Consider the following 21,408-nt stretch of genomic DNA (forward strand, 5'->3'; position numbering starts at 1 on the left):
CGTATGACCCAAGACGGATCCAACGCGAAGGCGTTCGTACTCCTCTCGGGTGGTATCGATTCGGCAGTCTGCCTGCAGACCGCGCTCGACCGGCACGACGACGTGGAAGCGATCCACTTCGACTACGGCCAGCAGACGGAGGCCATCGAGCGCTCCAACGCCGAGGAACAGGCGTCCCGTGCGGGGATCCCCGTTCACATCAGCGACTACAGAACGGTCTTCGGGGACTTCGCCGAGGGCACGATCGAAGACAAATCGTACGACAGCGACACGACGGAACGCGAGGGTCACAGCGTCGGGTACGTTCCGCAGCGGAACCTGCATCTCCTCACGACGGCTGCTGCGACCGCCGAACACAACACGGAAACGGGCCGGGAGATCGTTCTCTACCACGGTGCCCAGCAGGGCGACGGCGAGGAGTATCCCGATTGTCGACCCGAGTTCGTTCAGGCTGCCACGGAGGCCATCAACCGATCCACCGATCAGCACGAGATCGACATCGAGACGCCGATAATCGACCACACGAAGGCTGACGTCCTCCGGCTCGGAGAGGAACTGGGCGTAAACTGGGAGCTGACGTTTAGCTGCTACAACGACGAGGACGGGACCCCCTGTGGTGACTGTCCTGCCTGCTTGGAGCGCAAGGAGGCGTTCGCGGAAGTCGACGTGGCGGATCCCGTTCTTCGGGACCGGTAACTACTGGAATTTTGCTTCGATTCTATTGGAGGAGCAAGGTGTTCGACGGTGAGTGAACCGCCACGAAACTGGAAATGGGGAGTGAATGATAACACTGCAAATGTCATCGGCAGGCCGCCGTTAGTATTGGATACGGTCGCGACGCGGTAGAAACTCACACCGGGATTGAAACTCGGCAATCCCGTTGCGGTTGTTCCGATGGCGGTATGAAAATAGCGCTCGTAACCGCAGTACTCACAGATAGCCGGAATCGTATTTGGCGACGTAGGGCCATCGAACGTGTTCGTCGACGAATCTGAAGCGACAACTAAACCATCCATCTTGGTCCGGGCAGTGGCAGAGTCGGATTGAAAAGTGATTTAGGCTGCCCTAAACAACGAGCATCTCATGACGGTCGAGTGTTCAGGGGAGCAGATGACGAGCGAGGGGAACGATGGGATGGCCAAGAGTACAGTCGAATACGTAGCGTTTCTCGTTCGTTCTGAGCACCGCCTTCACGTGATCGATCTACTGGCCGGCGGTCCCTGCTCCCGCGAAGAGTTGCGCGAGCGAATGGACGCAACTCGAGTAACGCTGAGCCGGATCCTCGGTGACCTCGAAGACCGCGGGCTCATCCAGCGAAGAAATTCCGACGGTGAATACGAACTGTCCAGTTTCGGCGAACTCGTCCATCGGGACTTTGCCCGACTCCTGGGAACGGTATCGGTTGGACAGACCTACCCAAAGCTGATCTCGCGACTACCGACCGACTGGTTCGACTTCGACCCTCGTTGCCTCGTCGACGGCGAGCACGTCCACGGGAAAAGTGCGGATCCGCTCGCGGCTGCCCGCGTCGTCGCGAACGCTATCAAGGAGGGCTCCTCGTGCGAAGCACTCGTCGGGACGTTCACCTCGCTCCCGATGTACGGGTACGAACAGGCCATCCAGAACGGGACCGACTCCGAGGTGCGCGTCATCTTCGATTCGAGCGTTACCGAAACGATGCTAGAAGACCCGTCCCTGCGCACGAAGTGGCAAGAAATCGAGTCCCGAATCGGTTCGACAGTGTATTACAGTTTGGATGAACGGGTCCCCTGTACGGTCGATTTCATCGATGACGAGACCGTGTTCCTCACCATCGACCGGGAGGCGGAGACTGGCTTCGACATCATTTCGTGCTCTCATCCCGACGTGGTAGCGTGGGCCGACCGGGTGATCAGCGAGCACCGTAATCGCGCGGTGCCGCTCAACCAGCGGACGAGCGATGCGGACTGACGGCGATCGAATACGGCACGAAGTCTGTAACACGCCGTGAACATCGTTCTCGCCGCGTCAACTCGAACAGCGGGAATCAATAAGTTATTTTAGGCCTGCCTAAAAATATGGCACGTAGACGCCAGGTACTTGCGAGCAGCGCTAGTCTCATCGCCGCCGGCCTCGCCGGCTGCACCGGAAACGACTCCAACGGGGCGGATAACACGAATCAGTCGGCGAACAACGGGCCGTCGGACTCGACGCCGTACACGGTCCAGATGGAACCCAACGACCCCTACACGTTCGAGGAGGTACCCGAGACGTACGGCGTCGGAACCAGTCCCTTCCTGGACATGGGGATGGCGCTTGGGATTCCCCCGAACGCGACTACCGGTCTCGAACGCGCCCCGCTCAAGTTCTACGACCTCCTCGATCTGGGGTTCGACGAGAGTCAGGTCACCAAACTCGCCAGCGATGCCGAATCCGGCTACGACAAGGAGAACTTCTACGCCGCCGACGCCGACGTCTGGCTTATCTCCCGCACCAACATCGGTCGCTACGTCAACTGGGACGACTCCGACTTCGAGGATGTCGAGTCCCTGACGGGACCCTTCCTCGGTACGACCCTCCGGTTCGCTCCCCAGTCCGCCGTCCAGGACGAACCCAACCCGTACACCATGTATGAGGCCTTCGAGAAGGTCGCGACGATCTTCCAGCGCCAACAGCAGTTCCAGGCGTGGCAGTCGCTCCACGACGACCTTATGGGCACCATCGAGGAGGGACTCCCACCCGAGGATGACCGCCCTACCGTCGCCGCCATCTGGCGGGGTGTGAGCCCTGACTCGGGTCAGTTCCGCATCGCGCCGCTGCACCGCCTCGGGAACAACACCAAGTCGTACTACCGCGTCGGCATGCAGGACGCCTTCGAGGGGCAGTATCCGGACGGCCCCATCGGTTACGAGGAACTTCTCCGGGCCGACCCCGATTACATCGGTGCCGTCGGTGCGCTTACCTCTTCGACCCACGAGGCGTTCGTAACAAACGTCATCGAGCCGTTCGAAAACAACGACAACGGTCAGCAGCTCAGCGCCGTCCAGAACGGAAACGTCATCCGGAGCGGCGGCCAGTACATGGGTCCTATCGTCGACATGTTCTCCACGGAAGCCGTCGCGAAGCAGGTCTACCCCGACGAGTTCGGCGAGTGGCCCGGCGCCGTCGGCGATGTCCCGGAGAGCGAGCAGCTCTTCGACCGCCAGCGCCTCCTCGAAATCATCGACGGGGACCTGTAGGACCGATGGGGGAACTGTTCGACCGGCTCGCGGACCGCCGAGCGGCGGCCAGCCGTTGGTACGCCGACTCGTCGCTCGCGGGCGTCGTGCTCGGGAGCATCGCGGTGCTGGTCGGTGCGACGCTCCTACAGGTAAGCTTCGGTGCGTTCCCGCTGACGCTCGCCGAAGCCTGGGGTGCGGTCTTCGACCCGGAGGTCGTGTTTAGCCCGGCGGCGTGGCGGGCGTTCCTGCTCGGCGGCGATATCCCCGAGTGGTTCACCCCCCAACAGCACATCGTCTGGAACATCCGGCTGCCGCGCATCCTCGTCGGCGTACTCGTCGGCGCGAACCTCGCCGTCTCCGGGGCCATCTTCCAGATCATCACGCGGAACGAACTCGCCAGCCCGTACATCCTCGGCGTCAGCGACGGTGCCGGTCTCGTCGTGCTGGTCGTCCTGACGGCGTTCTCCGAGTTGCTCCCGTTCGTCCCCGTGCTGGCAGCGCTGGGTGGTGGCGCGGCGTTCCTGCTAGTGTACGTCATCGCGTGGAAGAACGGCACCAGCCCCGTCAGACTCGTGTTGGCGGGCGTCATCGTCGGCACCGTCTTCGGATCGGTGCAGCGCGCGCTGTTCTTCTTCATCGACGACCTCAGTACCGTCATGTCTGCGCAGGCGTGGCTCTCGGGGACGCTGCTGAACACCGACTGGGGCGAGGTCCGTATCGCACTCCCGTTCACCGTCCTGGCGCTCGCGCTCGCGTTCACGGTAACCCAGGAACTGGACGTGCTCGCGCTCGGCGAGGAGACCGCGGATTCCCTCGGCATGCCCGTCGAGAAGATGCGGTTCGCGGTTGCCGGCATCGCCGTGTTGTCGACGGCGGCCGCCATCGCGGTTGCGGGTCTCATCGGCTTCGTCGGCCTCATCGTTCCCCACATGGTACGGAACGTCGTCGGCGGCGACTCGCGGCGGCTCTTGCTCGGGTGTCTGTTTCTCGGGCCGGCGCTGCTGGTCGGCGCGGATGTCGGTGCACGCCTCGCGCTCAGCCCAATCCAACTCCCGGTTGGGATCATCACGGGACTGGTCGGCGGCCCGTACTTCCTCTACCTGATGCGGAAGACCGAGAATCTGGGTGAAGTCTGATGCAGGAAAACGAGATGTCACGCGAGCACGGAACGAGCCGTGAATCGTCGGGCGACGGTGCGGATGAGTCGGTGTCGAAGACAGCCCTCGATGCGGACGAACTCGTCGTCGGCTACCCAAGCGCCGACGAACCAGTCATCGACGGGCAGACGCTCGCCGTGCCCGAGGGCGAGGTGACGGCGCTCATTGGCCCGAACGGGAGTGGGAAGTCGACGCTGCTGAAGGGGCTTGCGAACCGGCTGGAGCCCGACGACGGCCGCGTACTGGTGGACGGTCGGCGCGTCGATTCGTTCGATTCGAAGGAACTTGCGCGAAAGCTCGGTCGGCTCTCCCAGCAGAACACTGCGCCGGACACCATCAGCGTCGAGGAACTCGTCGAGCGCGGCCGCTACCCGCACCGGGGGTTCTTCGAGTCACAGACGGAGGCTGATGAGGAAGCTGTCGACGACGCCATCGCGATGGCGGGCGTCGAACACCTCCGCGACCGCGAGGTCGGCACGCTCAGCGGCGGGCAGACCCAGCTCGTCTGGATCGCGATGGCACTCGCCCAAGATACCGACGTATTGCTGCTGGACGAGCCGACGACGTTCCTCGACCCGCGACACCAACTGGAGGTGATGCGCGTCGTGGAGGCGCTCCGCGACGAGAGCGACACGACGGTCGTGCTCGTGCTCCACGATATCTCGCAGGCGGCACGCTATGCCGACAACGTTGTTGCGCTCAAAGACGGCGCGATCCACTCCAGCGGTCCGCCTGAAGCGGTTGTCACCGATAACCTCCTCGCAGATGTCTTCGATATCGACTCGGAAGTCATCGAGACCGAACACGGGCCCGTGGTCGTTCCACTAGATCCGATCGGTGAGGACCCTCCGAGCGGGACAAGCGCGTCGGAACCGTAGTTCGCCCTCAGTGTCCTATTGCCGATATCACCGACTTTCGGTTACCGGCCACTTTGGCCTCCGTACTGCTCTGTGAGGAAAGAAGAAATCACAATTTCGGAAACCACGATTTCCAAAACCGGGAGTTCTATCTGTGAGGGGATGCTACTGGTTGTATGGAGCAATTCGTTGATCGGGACGCCGAACTCGATCAACTCAGGGACTGTTACGAGTCCGGGACGGCGGACTTCGTCGTGATCTACGGCCGCCGTCGGCTCGGGAAAAGCGAACTCGTCCGTCAGTCCATCGCTGACCGGGACGAAGCCGTGTACTACCAGGCCGTCGAGTCAACTGCCCAGAACCAACTCGAACAGTTCGTGGACACCGCTACGGCCCAGTTTCCCTCGCTGCGCAACGTCCGACGCGACTGGGAGGCACTCCTCGAAGCACTCGGCGGCGAAGACGCTGTGGTCGTCGTCGACGAGTTCCCGTTCCTCATCGAGGAGGACGAGTCACTGCCGTCACGGATCCAGCGCGTCTGGGACATGGAACTGCAGGAGACCGGCATGACGCTCGTCCTCGTGGGTTCCTCGATCAGCGTCATGGAGGACAAGGTTCTCTCCGGAAGCGCACCGCTGTACGGCCGGCGGACTGCGACGATCGATCTCCAGCCACTCGGTGCAACGGACGCACGCCAATTCGTCCCGGAGTACGATCCGGAGACAGCCATCACGGCGTGGTCGATTTACGGCGGCACTCCGTACTACCTGCAGACGATCGACCCCGACCAGCCGCTCGGAGCGAACGTCCAGGGGGCGATCCTCTCCGAGCGCGGTCTCCTGTACTCCGAACCCGAGTTCCTGCTCCGTACCGAACTCCGACAACCGAACACGTACTTCAGCATCCTCCGTGCGCTCGCTCACGGCCGGCGTACCCCAAACGAGATCGCTGGCATGGCCGGGGTGGAGTCCGGATCGCTCAGCACGTATCTCCAGAAGCTCCGCCGGCTCCGACTCGTCGAGCGTCACATCCCCGTGACGGAATCAGCAACCTCGTCGAAGCGCGGCCGATACCGCATCGCCGCACCGCTGTTCCGATTCTGGTTCCGGTTCGTGTACGGCAACCAGGACCAGCTTCGCATACTCGGCGACGGCGCATACGACGAACTCGTAGCACCCGAACTCGCGGACTACGTGAGCCCGCTGTTCGAACGACTCTGCCAACGGGCGTTGCCGACCCTCGTCGATCGGCAGTTCCGGGATGTGGGCCAGTGGTGGTTCAGGGAACACGAACTGGACGTTCTCGGCCTTACTGACGACGGACTCGTCGCTGGGGAGTGTAAGTTCACGTCCCGTCCCGTGAGCGAAGGGGTTCTTGCCGATCTCGAACGCACAACGGCGGAGGTCCGCTGGTCAGGGGAACCGGCAGACGGAGAAACGCTATACGTTCTCTTCAGCCGCTCCGGATATTCCGATGACCTCGAACACGTTGCGGAAACGCGTGACGATGTTCTCCTCTTCGAGTTGTCCGATCTGCTCACCGCCGATAATCACCGGAGCGACCGTCCTCGGTAGGTCACGGACTCACGGTTCCAGCCATGCCCCTCCCTTCTGAAAGGACGTCGTCGAGTTCCTCCTGACGGCAGATTCCCGTTGCTGACCGGAATGCGGGCACTCTGTGAAACTATTCCGCGTTGGTGCGGTATGATATCCGCTCAGAATGGGGACATGGGGGCGGGTGAGATACTCGGAAGGACCGCGATGAGTTAACCAACAGCAGGTCTCTGCCCCGGGAATCTGTTGGTTAACACCTGCGGTCTACCGAGTGCCACTGCGGAAAATCCACTCACACAGCCCCCGTAGAACGGTCACTCCCACTCGATCTGGGGTAGACTGGTGACCACCTGTGTTGTTTCGGAGATGATTCCTGTGTAAGATGTCTGTTTCACACCGCTCACAGTTCGTGACGAATGGTAGCAGCGATCTCTTGATTCGTGGGCTTCGAGGAGTCGTCAGGAGTCCAGTGGAGGGTGACCTCGTCGTCCGCATACCGTGGGACAACATGGACGTGTGCGTGGAACACTTCTTGGCCAGCTGCGGCCCCATTTGACTGGATGATGTTCACGCCGTCCGGGTCATACGCCGATTCAATCGCGTCGGCGACACGGCGAACAGTTTGGAAGACACTGGCCACAAGCGAATCCGCCATCTCGGTCAGCGTCTCGTGATGTGCTGTTGGAATCACCAGTGTGTGGCCGGGATTTGCCGGCGCGACATCAAGAAACGCAAGCGTCCGTTCATCCTCGTAAATCCGGTGTACCTGCCCCTCGCCAGTACCTATCTGGCAAAAGATGCAGTCAGACATGGCTGAAACTACACACCAGCTTCCCAAAAGTCCATCTCTGAGTGACACGTTCACTTCCCTCCCGGATAAGAGATTCACCGTCAGGTATATCGAAAACTGCCGCTGACTCAGGTGGTCTTCGACAGACGGTACTGGGAGAGTGGTAGATACAGGAATGCACGAGCCGGTAGATCCGGCATTTTCTTCAATAGCCTACGAGGGGTTCTCTGTGTGACCTACATCGTTCACGTCCTCTCACGAGCGGACTGGGAGACGTTCCGGGATCAAGGGGAATACCGCCCTCGATCGATCGATGAAGAGGGGTTCGTTCATTGTTCGAAACTCGGCCAGGTCGGACTCGTCGCCGATTACAACCACGCTGACGACGACGAATTGGTGCTCGTTCTATTGGATGAGTCTCGCCTTGATGCACCGGTTCGATACGAGACAGACGGCGAAGACGGCAAAAGCGCATTTCCGCACGTCTACGGGCCCCTGACTATGGACGCGGTTATCGAAACAGTTCCGTTTGAACAAGATGAAACTGGCTTCCGACTGCCCGAAAACCTACTGAATAACAAACTCACCACCCATAATTCGGAATGAATAATCCGCCTTTATCGAATACGACACACCGCTTTTCGTCGCTACGAGGGGACAAGTGAAAGTAGAATCCGCACAGACCCCTCGTCAAGAGTTGCAATGAACAGCGACTGCAACGGTTCAAACTATCACGAACTAATCGTATTTTCGTCCAACAAAGTTGTTATTCAAACCTGACATTATCTTATATTTCTACAGCAACTACCAAGGATGAATACCACGGTTATGGCCTATCAACCACGCACCCCCAGTAGGCTTATATTCTCGTTACACCCCTAGTGTTTATATGTCGAATATAGACGGATCGATGATGTGTCTTTCTGAAGACTACGTGGTCCTCCACGTAGATGATGATCCCTCTATTACCGAACTCACGTCTGATGCGCTCGAACGCGAAGACGAACGAATGACCGTTCTCACGGAGACAAGTCCCCGTAATGGGCTGGCTCGCCTCGAAGACGAGGATATCGATTGTGTTATTAGCGATTACCGGATGCCGGGCATGAATGGGATAGAGTTTCTCGAAGCGGTCCGAACCAAGTTTCCGGAACTACCGTTTATTCTATTCACTGGAAAAGGGACGGAGGAAGTCGCTAGCGATGCTATCTCGAAGGGGGCAACGGACTACCTCAAGAAGGAACTCGACACGGACCAATATACGCTGCTGGCGAACCGGGTGCGAAATGCGATAGAAGCCGCAGCGATGCGTCGGCAGGGGGATCGTCATCTCAAGGCGATCGAAACTGCACAGGAAGGGATTAGCATCCTCAACGATGTAGGGAGGTTTAGCTTCGTCAACGAGGCGTATGCGGATCTCTACGGCTATGACCCGGAAGAACTGCTCGGCGAGCGCTGGGACCTACTGTATCCGAAAGCCGAAATCCAGTTCGTTCGTGACGAAGTTCTCCCCGCGGTCGAAGCACACGGGTCGTGGCACGGGTATACGACGGGGGTCAAAGCTGATGGAAGTACATTCACCGAAGACCACGCCCTCTCGAAAACGGCGGAGGGCGATCTCATCTGTACGGTCAGTAAGGCCGACGAATCCGCGGAGTACAACAAAACGCTTCGAAAGTACGAGACACTCGTTCAGGGCATGGACGATCAGGTCTTCCTGCTGGACGAGAACCTGGTTTGTACGTTCGTCAACGACGCGGCCGTGGAGAATTCGCCGTATTCGTTTGACGACCTCGTCGGAACGAATCCGAAGGATCTGGTCGATAACGAGATAGTCGCGGATCCCCAACAGGTTGAGCGCTGCGAATCCTTACTCACGCAAATCATCGACGGCGAACGCGAGACGGCAACTCAGAAGATCACGTTATCGCTGCCCGAGGGGAACCGAGTCACCAGCGTCCGGATGTCCGGAGTCGAATCACAGGCGGGCGAAGTGATCGGGGCCGTTCTGGTGGCCCGGAACGTAACGGATCGGGAACGGCACCGCCAGAAGTTGGAAGCCCGGACGGAAGCGATCGAAGCGGCGAAAGAGGGGATCGCGATCCTCGACGAGACGGGGGAATATCGCTACGTCAATCGAGCCCACGCGTCCACCTACGGATACGATAGCTCCGACCCCTTCATCGGAAATACGTGGGAGATCTGCTACGAGGCCGAGGAAGCCACGCGACTCGAAGAGGAAGTGATACCGATCGTGAACGAGACCGGGGATTGGCGGGGAGAAGTCGTCGGCATGCGGCAAGACGGGAGTACGTTCCCCCAGGAACTCTCGCTTACCCACCTTAGCGACGGTGGTCTGATATGTGTCGTGAGGGATATCACCGAGCAGAAAGAGCATGAACAGCAACTTCAAGAGACGAATCAGCAGCTCGAAGCCGTACTGAACACGGTCGACGCCGCGATATTCATCAAAGACACGGAGCATCGATACAAGCTCATGAACGAAGAGTGCCGTCGACTGCTGGGGGTGGCTTCCGGCGAAGAACTCGACGGACAGACGGACCACGACTTCTTCCCGGCGGACGTCGCTAATCAATTGCAAGCTGATGACCAGCGCGTGCTCGACACCGAGCAATCGATCAGAGTCGAGGAAGAGATACTGACGCCGAACGGAACGCAGACGAACCTGACGATCAAATCGCCGGTCTACGATGACGGTGGAGAGCTATCAGGCCTGTGTGCTGTCTCGACGGATATCACCGAACGGAAGCGACAGGAGAAGAAGTTAGAGCGCAAAAACGTTCGTCTGGACAACTTCGCCAGTGTGGTGTCCCACGACCTCCGCAACCCCTTGAACCTCGCTCAGGGCCGCCTGGAGCTTGTCGAACAGGAGTGTGACAGTGTCCATCTTGACCAGATCGGGGACGCGCTCGAACGAATGGGACGGATCATCGACGACGTCCTGTGGCTGGCTCGGGAAGGAAAAGACATCGGTAGTACTGTCTCCGTGGATCTTCGGGAGAGCGTCGATGCTGCGTGGCAAGTAGTGGCCAATAAGGATGCTGCAGCCGAACTCGTCTACCACTCCCCTGAAGACGACCACCAGTATCTCATAAAGGCTGATCCGGATCGGTTCCGCCAAATGCTCGAAAACCTCTTTCGGAACGCTATCGAACACGGCGGCCCGGACGTAACGGTCCACACAACGCCCATAGTGGACGGATTCGCAGTTGCAGACGATGGACCCGGGATCCCGCCCGATGAACGCGACCGGATATTCGAAGCCGGGTATTCGTCAGCGGACAGAGGCACCGGATTGGGGCTGCATATCGTGAAACAGGTGGCCGACGCTCACGGTTGGAACATAGACGTGACCGAGAGCTCGACAGACGGAACACGGTTCGAAATCACCGGTGTGACCAGGCCAAAGCACTGATCTGCCCACCGCTGCAGCAGTGGATAGCTCAATCGACGACGACAGCGCCTTTCATACCGATTCCCTCGTGTGGCACACAGACGTACAGCACGTCCCCAGACTCGTCGAAGGTCCGCTCGTATGTCGCGCCTTCCTCGGATTTCTGTTCGCTCGAGAAGTCGGCACCGTGCTGTGCCACGACGTTGTGGGTGCTCCCCTGCCCGGTCCACTCCCAGGTAACCGTCGTCCCAGTGTCGATTCGGATCGCCGCCGGCCCGAACCCGTAGTATGCGCCGTTGGCCTCGACTCCGACGTCGACGGTGACGGAGTCGGAGCCGGTCTCGTCGACGACACCGTCGTAGTTGTCCGTTTCCGAGAGGAACTCCTCGACCGAGGGCGAACCCTGCGTCTCCTCCGGAGTTTCTGTGTCCGTCAACCCCGCGGTCGTCCGGCTGTCTTCGGGTTGGTCCGTGTCTTCGGTCGACGAACCGCCGTCACTGCAGCCGGCAACAGCGCTTGCAACCGCAACCCCCGAAGCGCGGAGGAGCGTTCGCCGACTAAATCCACTGGTCATGAGTAACATCATGCACAAACGAGGGCAGTACAATATGCATTTTGATGTCTAGGTTATACTATGAGACGAGTGTTTGCCTCTATATTAGATTGTGAGTTGGGGGACTCGGACTGATCACCGGGGAAAACGCTCGGATTCGGTGTTTGCGTTCCGAGCTACGGTCCAATTTGATGCGGTCGAGCAGAGTCGAAACCAGCATCTGTGCTGGGCCGTTTCCCGACGCTCGTCGGTATCTCGCGTAGGAAGTCGTTGCGCGAAGTGAGACGGGGAGTTTGAATATCACCCAAATACATAAGTGGCATCTAATATCATAATGTGTTAGACCATGACAAACGAGGGAATTACTGACAAGATCAAGCAAACGAGCCGGCGGCAGTTCATCGGAGCGATGAGTGTCGCGGCCGGTGTTTCGCTCGCCGGCTGTAATTCGGGCAGCGACGACGGCACGGAGACGGACACGACGACGTCCGACTCCACCACGACAACCGGAGAGACAACGACGACGCAGGAAGAGGAAGAAGAGCCGTCGGATCCGCCCGAACCGGGCGAACGAATCACCTCGGCCCGACGTGTGGGTCCCCGCGACGTGAGCGATTTCGGCTTTCAGGAGCTCTGGAGCTATCGAAAGCGCCAGGCGATCGAAGCGCTCGTCGCTGATCCCCGGGTCAACGACGTCGCCAGTAATTGGGTCGCCTCCTTTGAGGCGTACGACCCGCTGACGAACCGACTCGATGCCGTCAGCGTTCAGGGAACCACCGGGATGACCGTCGACGGCGGCCCCGACAACACGCCGTTCGAAGTCACTGCCGAGGAACGGCAGGTCGCCTACGGGCTCGTCGATCGAGTGACCGACGAACTCGTCGGGCTGAAAATCACCGAACCCACCGACGTAACCTGGACCAGGGGTGACTGGAACGAAACCCAGCGGGCGCGCCACGAGAAGATGCTGGACAAGGAGGAGATCTGGCAGCATCTCGAAGGCAACGAGTGGTACCCGATGGTCAAGGCCGCGGAGATCATCACCAGCTACGGGGATTACGCCCACGGCGAAGCCTCGAACCTCGCGTACTTCGTCATGGACGGGGGCGAACTGAAAGTCGTCAGCGGCTTCATGGACGTCACTGGCGACGAGGCGGAGTTGATCGACCTCCACATCGTCAACGACTTCGCTGAGCATCCGTCACACAGGATGGCCCAGAACACCGCGACCACGGGCGAGACCGCGCTCGGCGAGGTGCCGGAACCGCCGATGATGCAGCGGCCACAGATCACCGCGCCCAACGGCTACCACCGCATCGAAGAGCCGCCCGAGGAGTTCGAGCAGAACGGGTGGAGCATCAGTTGGAGCGGCCCCCGGACGGTCGGCGCGGAGGTGAGCGCCGACTTCAACGGGAAACCCGTGTTCTCGCTGACCGCTCCGTACTCCACGTCGACGTGTTACGATATGCCCGAGCGCAACGGGCGGAACACCCGGGAGTGGATGTTCCCCGACGACGAACCGGTCATCAGCGGCGAACTCATCTACTGGGACATCCACAGTCTCACGCTCGGCGGTCCCGGCATCCTCGGCAAGACGGAGTACCCCTCGAACCAGAGCCGTCCGGGCGGGTTCAACATCCGGACCCACTTCCACACCGGCGCGGTCCAGAACGCCCGCGACTTCCACTCCGGGCACCGCTTCGCGCCGTACAACTACTACATCAACTACCAGTTCTACGAGGACGGCGTCTTCATGCCCGTCTTCCAGCGGCACGGGCCCGGCTACGTCAACGAGTTCTACGAGTACCGGGAGCGTGAGAACGACGGGCCAGCCCAGTATTACCTCGAAAACTGGCTGACGAAGCCGACGCCGGGGACGACCGACGGCGTCGAGACGCGGGTATTCGACGGCAACGAGTGGCAGACGCCCGACTCCGAGTTCTACCTCGGAAGCGACGAGGTGAGCGAGGAGATGCAGGTTCGGTTCACCAACCCCGACGGACCCGAGACCATCGACATCCCGCTCGACAACATGAAAGAGGTCGTGGTCGTTCGACCGAAGGACGGCGAAATCGGGGAGGTCATCCGTGCGAACCCGGAAAACCCGGTCCCGGAGCTTGAGTTCTACCACCCCGCACAGTACGTCGACGACGAGCCGATCCAGGGCGAAGAAGTGTTCTTCTGGTTGCTGATGGAGGCTCCCACCGACGAAGTGCCCCACGCCTCGGGCATCACGTCCTACACGCAACTGGGCGAGTTCAACCTCAGCGGTTACTGACCCTCGCCCAGGTCCATCGTTATCGACTTCGTCTGGGTGTACTCCCGGAGCGTCTCCAGGGCGCCTTCCCGGCCGATGCCGGACTGTTTGTAGCCCCCGAAGGGCTGGCCCGCTGGCAGTCGGTTGAACGTGTTGACCCAGATATTCCCGGCCTTGATATCGTCGGCGATACGGTGCGCGAACGAGAGGTCGTCGGTCACTACCCCGGCGGCCAGCCCGTAGTCGACACCGTTTGCGCGGGCGATCATTCCGTCGTAGTCGTCCCACTCGATGATGACTTCGACCGGTCCGAAGATCTCCTGCTTTACGACCGCGCTGTCGGGGTCGACGTTCGCGACGACAGTCGGTTCCACGAAACAGCCTTCGGCGAGGATACCCTCTTCACCGATCCCCCCGCCCCGCAAGATGGTTGCATCGGAATGCTGGGCTATCCCGATGTAGTGGAGCGTCTTCTCGACTTCCGCACGGCTGATCTGGGGGCCGATATCGGTCGTTTCCGCCAGCGGGTCACCCAGCCGGAGGGACCCGATCTCCTCGAGGAACGCGTCGGTGAACGCATCCGCGATGCCGTCGTGGACGAACAGCCGCGTCCCGGCGCTACAGCACTCGCCGCCGTTGAAAAACATCGCGTCGACAGCGATCTCGGCCGCGTCGGTCGGGTCCGCGTCGGGTGCGATGACGAGGGGGCTTTTCCCGCCGAGTTCGAGTGTGATGTCGCTGAGGTTGTTCGCGGCGGCTTTCATGACGCCCTGACCGACTTCCGTCGATCCGGTGAACGCCACCTTCGGGATGCGCTCGTGGGAGACCAGCGGCGCGCCGGCTTCCGGGCCGAACCCGGTGGTAACGTTGACTACCCCGTCGGGCAACACGTCCGAGATCTCCCGCATAAACACGAGCACGGAGAGCGGGGTCTGCTCGGCCGGTTTGAGGACGACCGTATTGCCCGCGGCAAGCGCCGGGGCCAGTTTCCAGGTGGCGAGCAACAGCGGGAAGTTCCAGGGGACGATCTGTCCGACGACGCCGTAGGGTTCCCGTCTCGTCTTGATCTCCAGTTCCCCGTGTGGAACCGTTCGTCCCTCGATGGTACGGGCCGCGCCCGCGAAGTAGCGGAGGTGGTCGACGGCGAGTTCGATGTCCTGACGAGCCTCCGTGATCGGTTTCCCGTTGTCGAGGACCTCGATACGCGCAAAGTCCTCCGCACGCGCATCGAGTCGGTCGGCCATCGTCTGGAGTACCTGCTGTCGCTCCGCCGGCGTAGTCCCCGCCCAGCGCTTCTCGTATGCGTCCCAAGCGGCTTCGACCGCGCGGTCGACCTCGTCTTTCGTCCCCTCGTAGATGCTTACTAGCGGGTCTCCCGTCGTCGGATCGATCGACTGGAAGGTATCGGCGTCGCTCCCGGATATCCACTCCCCACCGACGAAGTGTTCCAGCGGTCCCGACGGGAGTAACGAATCAGCGAGGTCCGCGTGACGCCGCTTGATTCGGGGCGTGTCCGTCTCTGGTTGTGATGTCATTTTCCCCTACTCGGAGTGTCTGCTATGGTATCGCAGGACACTCTGTGAGAGCAACGGGGATAAGTGTTTCACTGGTTTACCGAAATCCGGTCGGTGTCCTCCCGTTCCAGCGCCTCCCGCTCGGCGGTCTCGGCGTACTCCTCGCCGCCCATCTCACGGAGCAGGTCGTCGAAAACGGCAGCGGCCGTCTCGAACTTGTGGACCGTCGGGAACGCCGTTTTGTCTATCTGCGCGATGAAGTCCCCGTACTCCCTGACGAACTCGTGTCGCCACGCCTCGCTCTGTTCCGGGGAGGCGAACTGCGCGACGAACTGCCACTCGTGGTAGTCGTCGGCGCTACAGAAGAGCATCACGTGGGGGTCGTCGAGCAGTCGCTTGTAACACCGTTCCCAGTTCTCGTCGAAGTTCGAATAATGGAAGGACACTTGGAAGAGGTAGTATTCGAAGATGTTCTGGTTCGGGACCGCACGCATCGAGAACACGCCCTCGTCACGCATCTCGTTCAAGATCTCGTTGACGCGATTATGAGAGAGTGAGATATCGAACTCCTCCTCTAAGATATCCCGAAGTTTACTGACGGGCTTGTCGGGATATTTCACTCTCGCCTTGAGAATAGCTGCGTCGCGTGGCGAGAGATCGAAGTTGAAATCGTTCCCATCGTGCATTGTGTTATGTTGTATTCCGGTCCGTTCGCTATCACAATAAGCGTTCTCCACCCATACTGTGTCAGTTTATACCGATATTCCGGGGAAATTCGATAGCCCGTCCCTCACCGGGTGAAATACTGTGCCGACACCTCCGTGGGGATCTGATTGAACGGCTACTCCCTATCCAACTCCGGTTCCGTAATGATAGAACCCTGTTTAGCGGGGCATATATGTTATTGTATCATCGTTATTCCTTCTATAGAGTGACGTATAATATAGTTTCAATTAATTATTTACAATGCCATGTCAAAGACTGCCATTGTCATCCCATGAGTACAGCTAGCGACGATTCCACAGGTACCGACAGCGAGATCAAACAACGGCACCGTGACGCCGCCGCCGACGTCGTCCCGGACAGCCTGAACCACTACATCGGCGGGGAGTTCGTGAGTGGGAACGGTCACGAAACAATCGAGACGCGGGACCCGACGACCGGCGAAGTGCTCGGTGAAGTACCGGCTGGCAACGCCGCCGACATCGACGACGCCGTCGAAGCGGCCCAGCGGGCGTTCGACGAGAACTGGAAAGGCGCCTCGCCGGGCGAGCGCCAGCGCGTCCTTTCGGAGATGGCCGCCACCGTCGAGGAGCATCAGGAGACCCTCGCCACGCTCGAAGTGCTTGACACCGGAAAGACGATCACCGAAGCGATGGGCGACATGGGGCTGGTCGTCGACCACCTCACGTACTACGCCGCCGCCGCCCGTAACGTCAACGGGGAGACGCGCCAGACGAACGACCTCTTCGACCGCGAGAAGCAGGTGTTCACCCTCAAGGAGCCCTACGGCGTCGTCGGTGCGATCGTCCCGTGGAATTTCCCGCTGCTCATTTCCATCTGGAAACTCGGTCCGGCACTCGCCGCGGGGAACTCCGTCGTCCTCAAGCCGTCCGAGGAGACGCCGCTGTCGATCCTGAAGCTGATGGAACTCGTCGACGACATCGTCCCCGATGGCGTCATCAACGTCGTCACGGGCTACGGCGAGGACGCCGGTGAACCCCTCTCGAAACACGAGGGAGTGCCAAAGATCTCCTTTACCGGGTCGACGGAAGTCGGCAAGGAGATCATCCGGAACTCGGCGGAGGATATCAAGAAGACGACGCTCGAACTCGGGGGCAAGAGCCCGGTCATCGTGTATCCGGACGCCGACCTCGAAGAGGCGGTCGAGGCGGCGATGATGGCTATCTTCTTCAACAAAGGGGAGTGCTGTGCCGCCGGCTCCCGCCTGTTCCTCCACGAGGAGATCAAAGAGGAGTTCCTCGAAGCGTTCACCAACGCTGCAGCGGGGATGACTGTCGGCGACCCCTTGCTCGAAGAGACGGACATGGGGCCGAAAGTCTCCGACGAGCAGGTCGAGCGGACACACGGCTTTGTCGAGGCCGCTCGCGAGAGCGGCGCGACGATCCGGACGGGCGGTGGGGTGCCGGACAACGATTCACTGGCCGGCGGTGCGTTCTACGAACCGACCATCATCGACGATATCGACCACGACCATCGATCGGTTCAGGAGGAGATCTTCGGGCCCGTCATGGAGACGTTCTCGTGGAGCGACGAGGACGAGGCTGTCAGGTTGGCGAACGATGTCGACTACGGGCTCGCCGCCGGCGTCATCGCCGGCGACGTGACCAAGGCGCTCCGGACCGCTCGACGGCTTGAGGCCGGCGTCGTTTGGGTAAACCACTACAACGACGTGTCGGCAGGCCAGCCCTTCGGCGGGTACAAGCAGTCCGGAACCGGGCGGGAGAACGCCATGGAAGCCATCGAGGAGTTCACCCAGACCAAAGCTATCAACGTCAACCTCGGCTGAAAGTAGGGGTTCTTCAGAAATCCTGTAGAACCTCTCGGGGGATTACTCGGTCACGAACTCGACACCGGAGATCTCGAATCGCGCCCCGCCCTCTGTACCGGTGGTCACTCGCACCCCCCAGTCGTGTGCCTCAGCGACCTGCTTTACGATCGCCAGTCCGAACCCGGTCCCATCCTCGGCCGTCGAGTAGCCCGTCTCGAATACCTCCTGGCGCGCGTCCTCGGCGATGCCAGGCCCGTTGTCTTCGATGTAGAACCCGTCATCCAGCTCTCCGACCGTGACCACGACATCGTCGCCGCCGTGTTCGACCGCGTTTCGCATGAGGTTCTCCAGGAGTTGCTGGAGCCGAGTTCCGTCGGCCCGAATTCGCCGGTCGAGGTCGGTTCGCAGGGACGTCTCGGCGGTCGCTACGTTCTGCCAGCAGTTCTGGACGAGCGTCCCGAGATCGACTGACTCGACGTCGCCCGTCCCCACGCCTTCCCGTGCCAGCGTGAGGAGATCAGTGATCAGCGTGTCCATGCGTCCGTGCGCCTGAGCAACAGCGTCCAGGTGGTCACTGTCGCACTCCTCCCGGGCCAGTTCTACGTGCCCCTCCGCGACGTTCAACGGGTTCCTGAGGTCGTGGGACACGATACTCGCGAACTCCTCCAAGCGCTCGTTTTGTCGCCTGAGCGTTCGCGCTTGGTCACGTTGGGCGGTGATATCGGAGATCGCGGTAACGACCTGTTCGTTCCCCGCCGTATCAGCTGTGAGCGGGGCCGCATTGACCGACAGCCATCGTTCCGTCCCGTCGGGCCACACGATCCCGTGTTCGTAGTCGAGAACCGTCTCACCGGTCCGTTCCACCCGCGCGAACGGGAGTTCGTCGTTCGGGATCGGCTCGCCGTCCTCGTCAACGATCTGCCACGCCAGATCGTCATACGTTCGCTCCGTGATCTCAGCTTCAGTGAGCCCGAGTACTTCCTCCCCGCGCTGATTCGCCTGCATGATTTCGCCATCGGAGTTGAGGATCGTAACGCCGACTGGAAGCGTCTCGAACAGCGTCGAGAGGAGCGTGTTCGCCGCTTCGAGTTCCTGTTCGCGGAACCGGAGCTGCTCGGTCCGTTCGGTCTGCTCGAACGCCGCGGCGATGGCATCCGCCAGGATCTCACTGAAGGCGATATCCTGCCGATCGAACGCCTCAGGGGTCTCCGACCCGGCCATGAGGATGCCGTAGTCGCCAAGCGGGACGATAAGCTCGCTACGAACCGGCGTTTCCGGGTTGTAGATGTCGGGGTCGTCGCGGACGTCGTCGAGCGCAAGCGTCTCCCCTCGGTCGTAGACACGCCCGGCGATGCTGTCCCCTCTCCTGAATGTCGGAATGTCGCCGACGAGATCGCGGGCGTAGTCCGTTGCCGCGATGGGGACGAGCGCGTCCGCCTCGCCGTCAAAGACGTGGATCGTACTCGCGTCCAATCCCAGGATCGTGGCTGCGGCTTCGACCCCGATCTCGCCGATCTCCTCACGCGTGTCGGCGGTCATCAGGGAGTGCGTGGTCTCGTTGAGGGCTGTGAGACTCGTCTCGCGTTGCTTGCGTTCGGTGATGTCACGGTCGGAGATGAGCAGCGACACGACCTCACCCGCATCGTCTGTGACTGGCCTGATCACTCCCTCGATGGTGTAGGGTTCGCCACTCGGGCGTACGAGGTCGGCTTCGAACTCGACGTACTCGCCGCGTGCGGCGCGGTCGATCCAGTCCCGGACGTCGTCCTGGAGCGATTCGGAGTGTGCGAACCAGGGGGTTTTCCAGAACGGCATGCCGGTGACCTCGTCGGGCGTTGCATCGACGTACGCCATGGCTGTCCGGTTGATGTTGAGGACGTTGCCGTCGGTGTCGATCAGTCCGACGAGGATGTTCGGGTCGTTGAACACGGCCTGATAGCGGCGCTCCTTCCGGCGGAGTTCCTGCTCCCGCTGTTTCCGCTCCGTGATGTCCCGGTTGTTCGTGATGATGCTCCCGATCGGCGGGTTTTCGAGGTGGTTCGTCCCACGGATCTCGAGCCAGCGCCACTCGCCGTCGGCCGTTCGGAACCGGGTTTCCTCGGTTATCGTCCCCCCGGGATTCCCAATGAGTTCGGTAAACGACTCGTAGGTATCATTCAGATCGTCGGGGTGGATGTAATCGAAGCCGTTTTCGCCGAGTAGCTCCCCGGGTTCGTATCCCAGAATCCGCGTGAGTGACGGGCTCTGGTATTTCACAGTCCCGTCCTCACCGAGGACTGTGATGATATCCGTCGATCCTTCGAGGTAGGCCTCGTATCGCTCCAACTCGCGTTCCCGTTCTATGCGCTCGGTCACATCGGTGCCGACTCCGAGAACCGCCCGTCTGTCGGTTCCGTGGAGTTCGTAGGGGAGAACCCGTGGCTCGATGACGTGGGGCTCCCCACGGGAATCCGGGATTTCAACCTCGTCGTACCGCGTCCGCTCCTCGGACGCGAGTACGTCGTGTATCCTCGCCTGAAACCGGTCGGCAATATCCCCATCGAGCAGGTCGGCGACGTGTGCTCCCTCGATCTCCTGGACCATCATATCGTGAAAGTCGGCGAGGGCCTCGTTCGCGAGCAGGTACCGGCCGTCTTCGTCAACGACGTACAGGAACTGCGGGAGCGCGTCAATGATCTCCCTGAGTTGCTCCTCGCTCCGCTCGATCATCTGCTGGGAGTGATAGTGTTCGATAGCGTTCCCGACGCGATTGGCCAGCACCGAGTACTGGTCCGTTCCGCCTTCCTTCTGGAGGTAGTCGGTCACCCCGGCGGAGATCGCGTCACTGGCGACTTCCTCCGACCCCTTGCCGGTAAAGAGGATGAAGGGGAGATCCGGATGGTCTTCGCGGACGGCTTGGAGGAACTCGATGCCGTTCCGCCCGGGCATGTCGTAGTCCGAGATGATGCAGTCGTAGTCCGTCTCGGCAAGGAGTTCCAATCCCTCGGTGGCGTTGCTGGCCGTTTCGACGGAGAGCGTGTCCCGTTCGCGTTCGAGGAACGTCGCGGTCAAGTCCGCGAGTCCGGGCTCGTCGTCGACGTGCAGGACCCTTTTCGTCTCCGTCGCGGTGTCTGCGAGCGGTGAGAGGACGCTCATCGGGCGTCCCCTTTGGCTGGCGTGATGCCAAGCCGGCCGTTGTCGGTCGTCACACGTACAGCGTCGTCTGTCGGGAACGGGAACTGCGAATCGGTGCCGAGCCGTGCGGGGATCGTCGCGCACAGCGTGGGAGCGTCGCCGCGTTCGAACATGCGGCTTGGGTGCGTGGTTACCATGGGTGTGAAGCTTTGGACACGGATGTGAACGCGGTTAGGAACTGCTGGTGTCTGAGAGAAACGGGCCCCGCGCATCCACAGCGTGTTCGAGTAGTACCGTATATAGCACCCCACGTGACATAGCTCTGTTGGGATAGAGGTTGTCACAATCTCACGGTTTTCGGACGATATCTGATCGCCGTACACGTGCCCGCTATTCGGCAAACGCCTCCGATTCGACGGTACTGTGTTCCATGCAACTAATGTAACTAGCTGATGATTGGTTGCCGGCTTGAATGCCGAACTGATC

The 21,408-nt window shown here is 60.7% G+C and carries 16 protein-coding genes; 10 read left to right on the forward strand and 6 right to left on the reverse strand.

Annotated features, from left to right (window positions below; genetic code table 11):
- The first annotated feature begins 3 nt into the window (after window positions 1-3).
- The 6 genes from EYW40_RS14515 (at window position 4) to EYW40_RS14540 (ending at window position 6,788) form a co-directional block, all read left to right on the forward strand.
- Window positions 4-696: a 7-cyano-7-deazaguanine synthase gene (locus tag EYW40_RS14515; RefSeq protein WP_135822370.1), complete on the forward strand. Its 693-nt coding sequence runs from the start codon at window positions 4-6 to the stop codon at window positions 694-696.
- A 387-nt stretch (window positions 697-1,083) separates the two neighbouring features.
- Window positions 1,084-1,950, forward strand: coding sequence for a helix-turn-helix transcriptional regulator (locus EYW40_RS14520; protein ID WP_237560619.1), 867 nt, complete (start codon window positions 1,084-1,086; stop codon window positions 1,948-1,950).
- A gap of 107 nt (window positions 1,951-2,057) precedes the next feature.
- The gene (locus tag EYW40_RS14525; protein WP_135822371.1) at window positions 2,058-3,218 is read left to right on the forward strand and encodes an ABC transporter substrate-binding protein; all 1,161 of its coding nucleotides are present in this window, start codon (window positions 2,058-2,060) and stop codon (window positions 3,216-3,218) included.
- 5 nt (window positions 3,219-3,223) lie between these two features.
- A complete protein-coding gene (locus EYW40_RS14530; protein WP_135822372.1) occupies window positions 3,224-4,336 on the forward strand; it encodes a FecCD family ABC transporter permease in 1,113 nt (370 codons plus the stop codon).
- On the forward strand, window positions 4,336-5,235 hold the full coding sequence (locus EYW40_RS14535) for an ABC transporter ATP-binding protein (protein WP_135822373.1): 900 nt from the start codon (window positions 4,336-4,338) through the stop codon (window positions 5,233-5,235). Before EYW40_RS14530 ends, EYW40_RS14535 begins: the two co-directional genes overlap by 1 nt.
- 155 nt (window positions 5,236-5,390) lie before the next feature.
- Window positions 5,391-6,788, forward strand: coding sequence for an ATP-binding protein (locus tag EYW40_RS14540; RefSeq protein WP_135822374.1), 1,398 nt, complete (start codon window positions 5,391-5,393; stop codon window positions 6,786-6,788).
- A 379-nt stretch (window positions 6,789-7,167) separates the two neighbouring features.
- Here EYW40_RS14540 and EYW40_RS14545 read toward each other — a convergent pair whose 3' ends face one another.
- Window positions 7,168-7,578 (reverse strand): HIT family protein, encoded by a 411-nt coding sequence (locus EYW40_RS14545; protein ID WP_135822375.1) that lies wholly within the window; start codon window positions 7,576-7,578, stop codon window positions 7,168-7,170.
- Between the two features lie 210 nt (window positions 7,579-7,788).
- On the opposite strand from EYW40_RS14545, the gene EYW40_RS14550 reads away from it, so the two are divergent.
- Both EYW40_RS14550 and EYW40_RS14555 read left to right on the forward strand, forming a co-directional pair.
- Entirely contained in the window at window positions 7,789-8,163 is a 375-nt protein-coding gene (locus EYW40_RS14550; RefSeq protein ID WP_161973220.1) for a DUF952 domain-containing protein, read from the forward strand.
- Between the two features lie 283 nt (window positions 8,164-8,446).
- The gene (locus tag EYW40_RS14555; RefSeq protein WP_135822377.1) at window positions 8,447-10,993 is read left to right on the forward strand and encodes a hybrid sensor histidine kinase/response regulator; all 2,547 of its coding nucleotides are present in this window, start codon (window positions 8,447-8,449) and stop codon (window positions 10,991-10,993) included.
- Between the two features lie 28 nt (window positions 10,994-11,021).
- Here EYW40_RS14555 and EYW40_RS14560 read toward each other — a convergent pair whose 3' ends face one another.
- Window positions 11,022-11,558: a halocyanin domain-containing protein gene (locus tag EYW40_RS14560; protein WP_237560621.1), complete on the reverse strand. Its 537-nt coding sequence runs from the start codon at window positions 11,556-11,558 to the stop codon at window positions 11,022-11,024.
- A 313-nt stretch (window positions 11,559-11,871) separates the two neighbouring features.
- On the opposite strand from EYW40_RS14560, the gene EYW40_RS14565 reads away from it, so the two are divergent.
- Window positions 11,872-13,803 carry a hypothetical protein gene (locus EYW40_RS14565; RefSeq protein ID WP_135822378.1) on the forward strand — a complete coding sequence of 644 codons (1,932 nt, stop codon included), beginning with the start codon at window positions 11,872-11,874 and terminating at the stop codon, window positions 13,801-13,803.
- On the opposite strand, the gene EYW40_RS14570 is transcribed toward EYW40_RS14565, so the two are convergent.
- Window positions 13,797-15,317: an aldehyde dehydrogenase family protein gene (locus tag EYW40_RS14570; RefSeq protein ID WP_135822379.1), complete on the reverse strand. Its 1,521-nt coding sequence runs from the start codon at window positions 15,315-15,317 to the stop codon at window positions 13,797-13,799. The genes EYW40_RS14565 and EYW40_RS14570 overlap by 7 nt on opposite strands.
- A 68-nt stretch (window positions 15,318-15,385) precedes the next feature.
- The gene (locus tag EYW40_RS14575) at window positions 15,386-15,982 is read right to left on the reverse strand and encodes a helix-turn-helix domain-containing protein (protein ID WP_135822380.1); all 597 of its coding nucleotides are present in this window, start codon (window positions 15,980-15,982) and stop codon (window positions 15,386-15,388) included.
- A 311-nt stretch (window positions 15,983-16,293) separates the two neighbouring features.
- Here EYW40_RS14575 and EYW40_RS14580 point away from each other — a divergent pair, with 311 nt between their 5' ends.
- A complete protein-coding gene (locus EYW40_RS14580) occupies window positions 16,294-17,826 on the forward strand; it encodes an aldehyde dehydrogenase family protein (RefSeq protein ID WP_135822381.1) in 1,533 nt (510 codons plus the stop codon).
- A gap of 42 nt (window positions 17,827-17,868) precedes the next feature.
- Here the strand turns inward: EYW40_RS14580 and EYW40_RS14585 are convergent, their stop codons facing one another.
- Both EYW40_RS14585 and EYW40_RS19660 read right to left on the reverse strand, forming a co-directional pair.
- Window positions 17,869-20,943, reverse strand: coding sequence for a PAS domain S-box protein (locus EYW40_RS14585; protein WP_135822382.1), 3,075 nt, complete (start codon window positions 20,941-20,943; stop codon window positions 17,869-17,871).
- Window positions 20,940-21,095, reverse strand: a complete 156-nt coding sequence (locus EYW40_RS19660; RefSeq protein WP_161973221.1) for a hypothetical protein — start codon at window positions 21,093-21,095, stop codon at window positions 20,940-20,942. The genes EYW40_RS14585 and EYW40_RS19660 overlap by 4 nt, the downstream gene beginning before the upstream one ends.
- Window positions 21,096-21,408 lie beyond the last annotated feature (313 nt).

Source organism: Halostella litorea, from assembly GCF_004785955.1.
GTDB lineage: Archaea > Halobacteriota > Halobacteria > Halobacteriales > Natronoarchaeaceae > Halostella > Halostella litorea.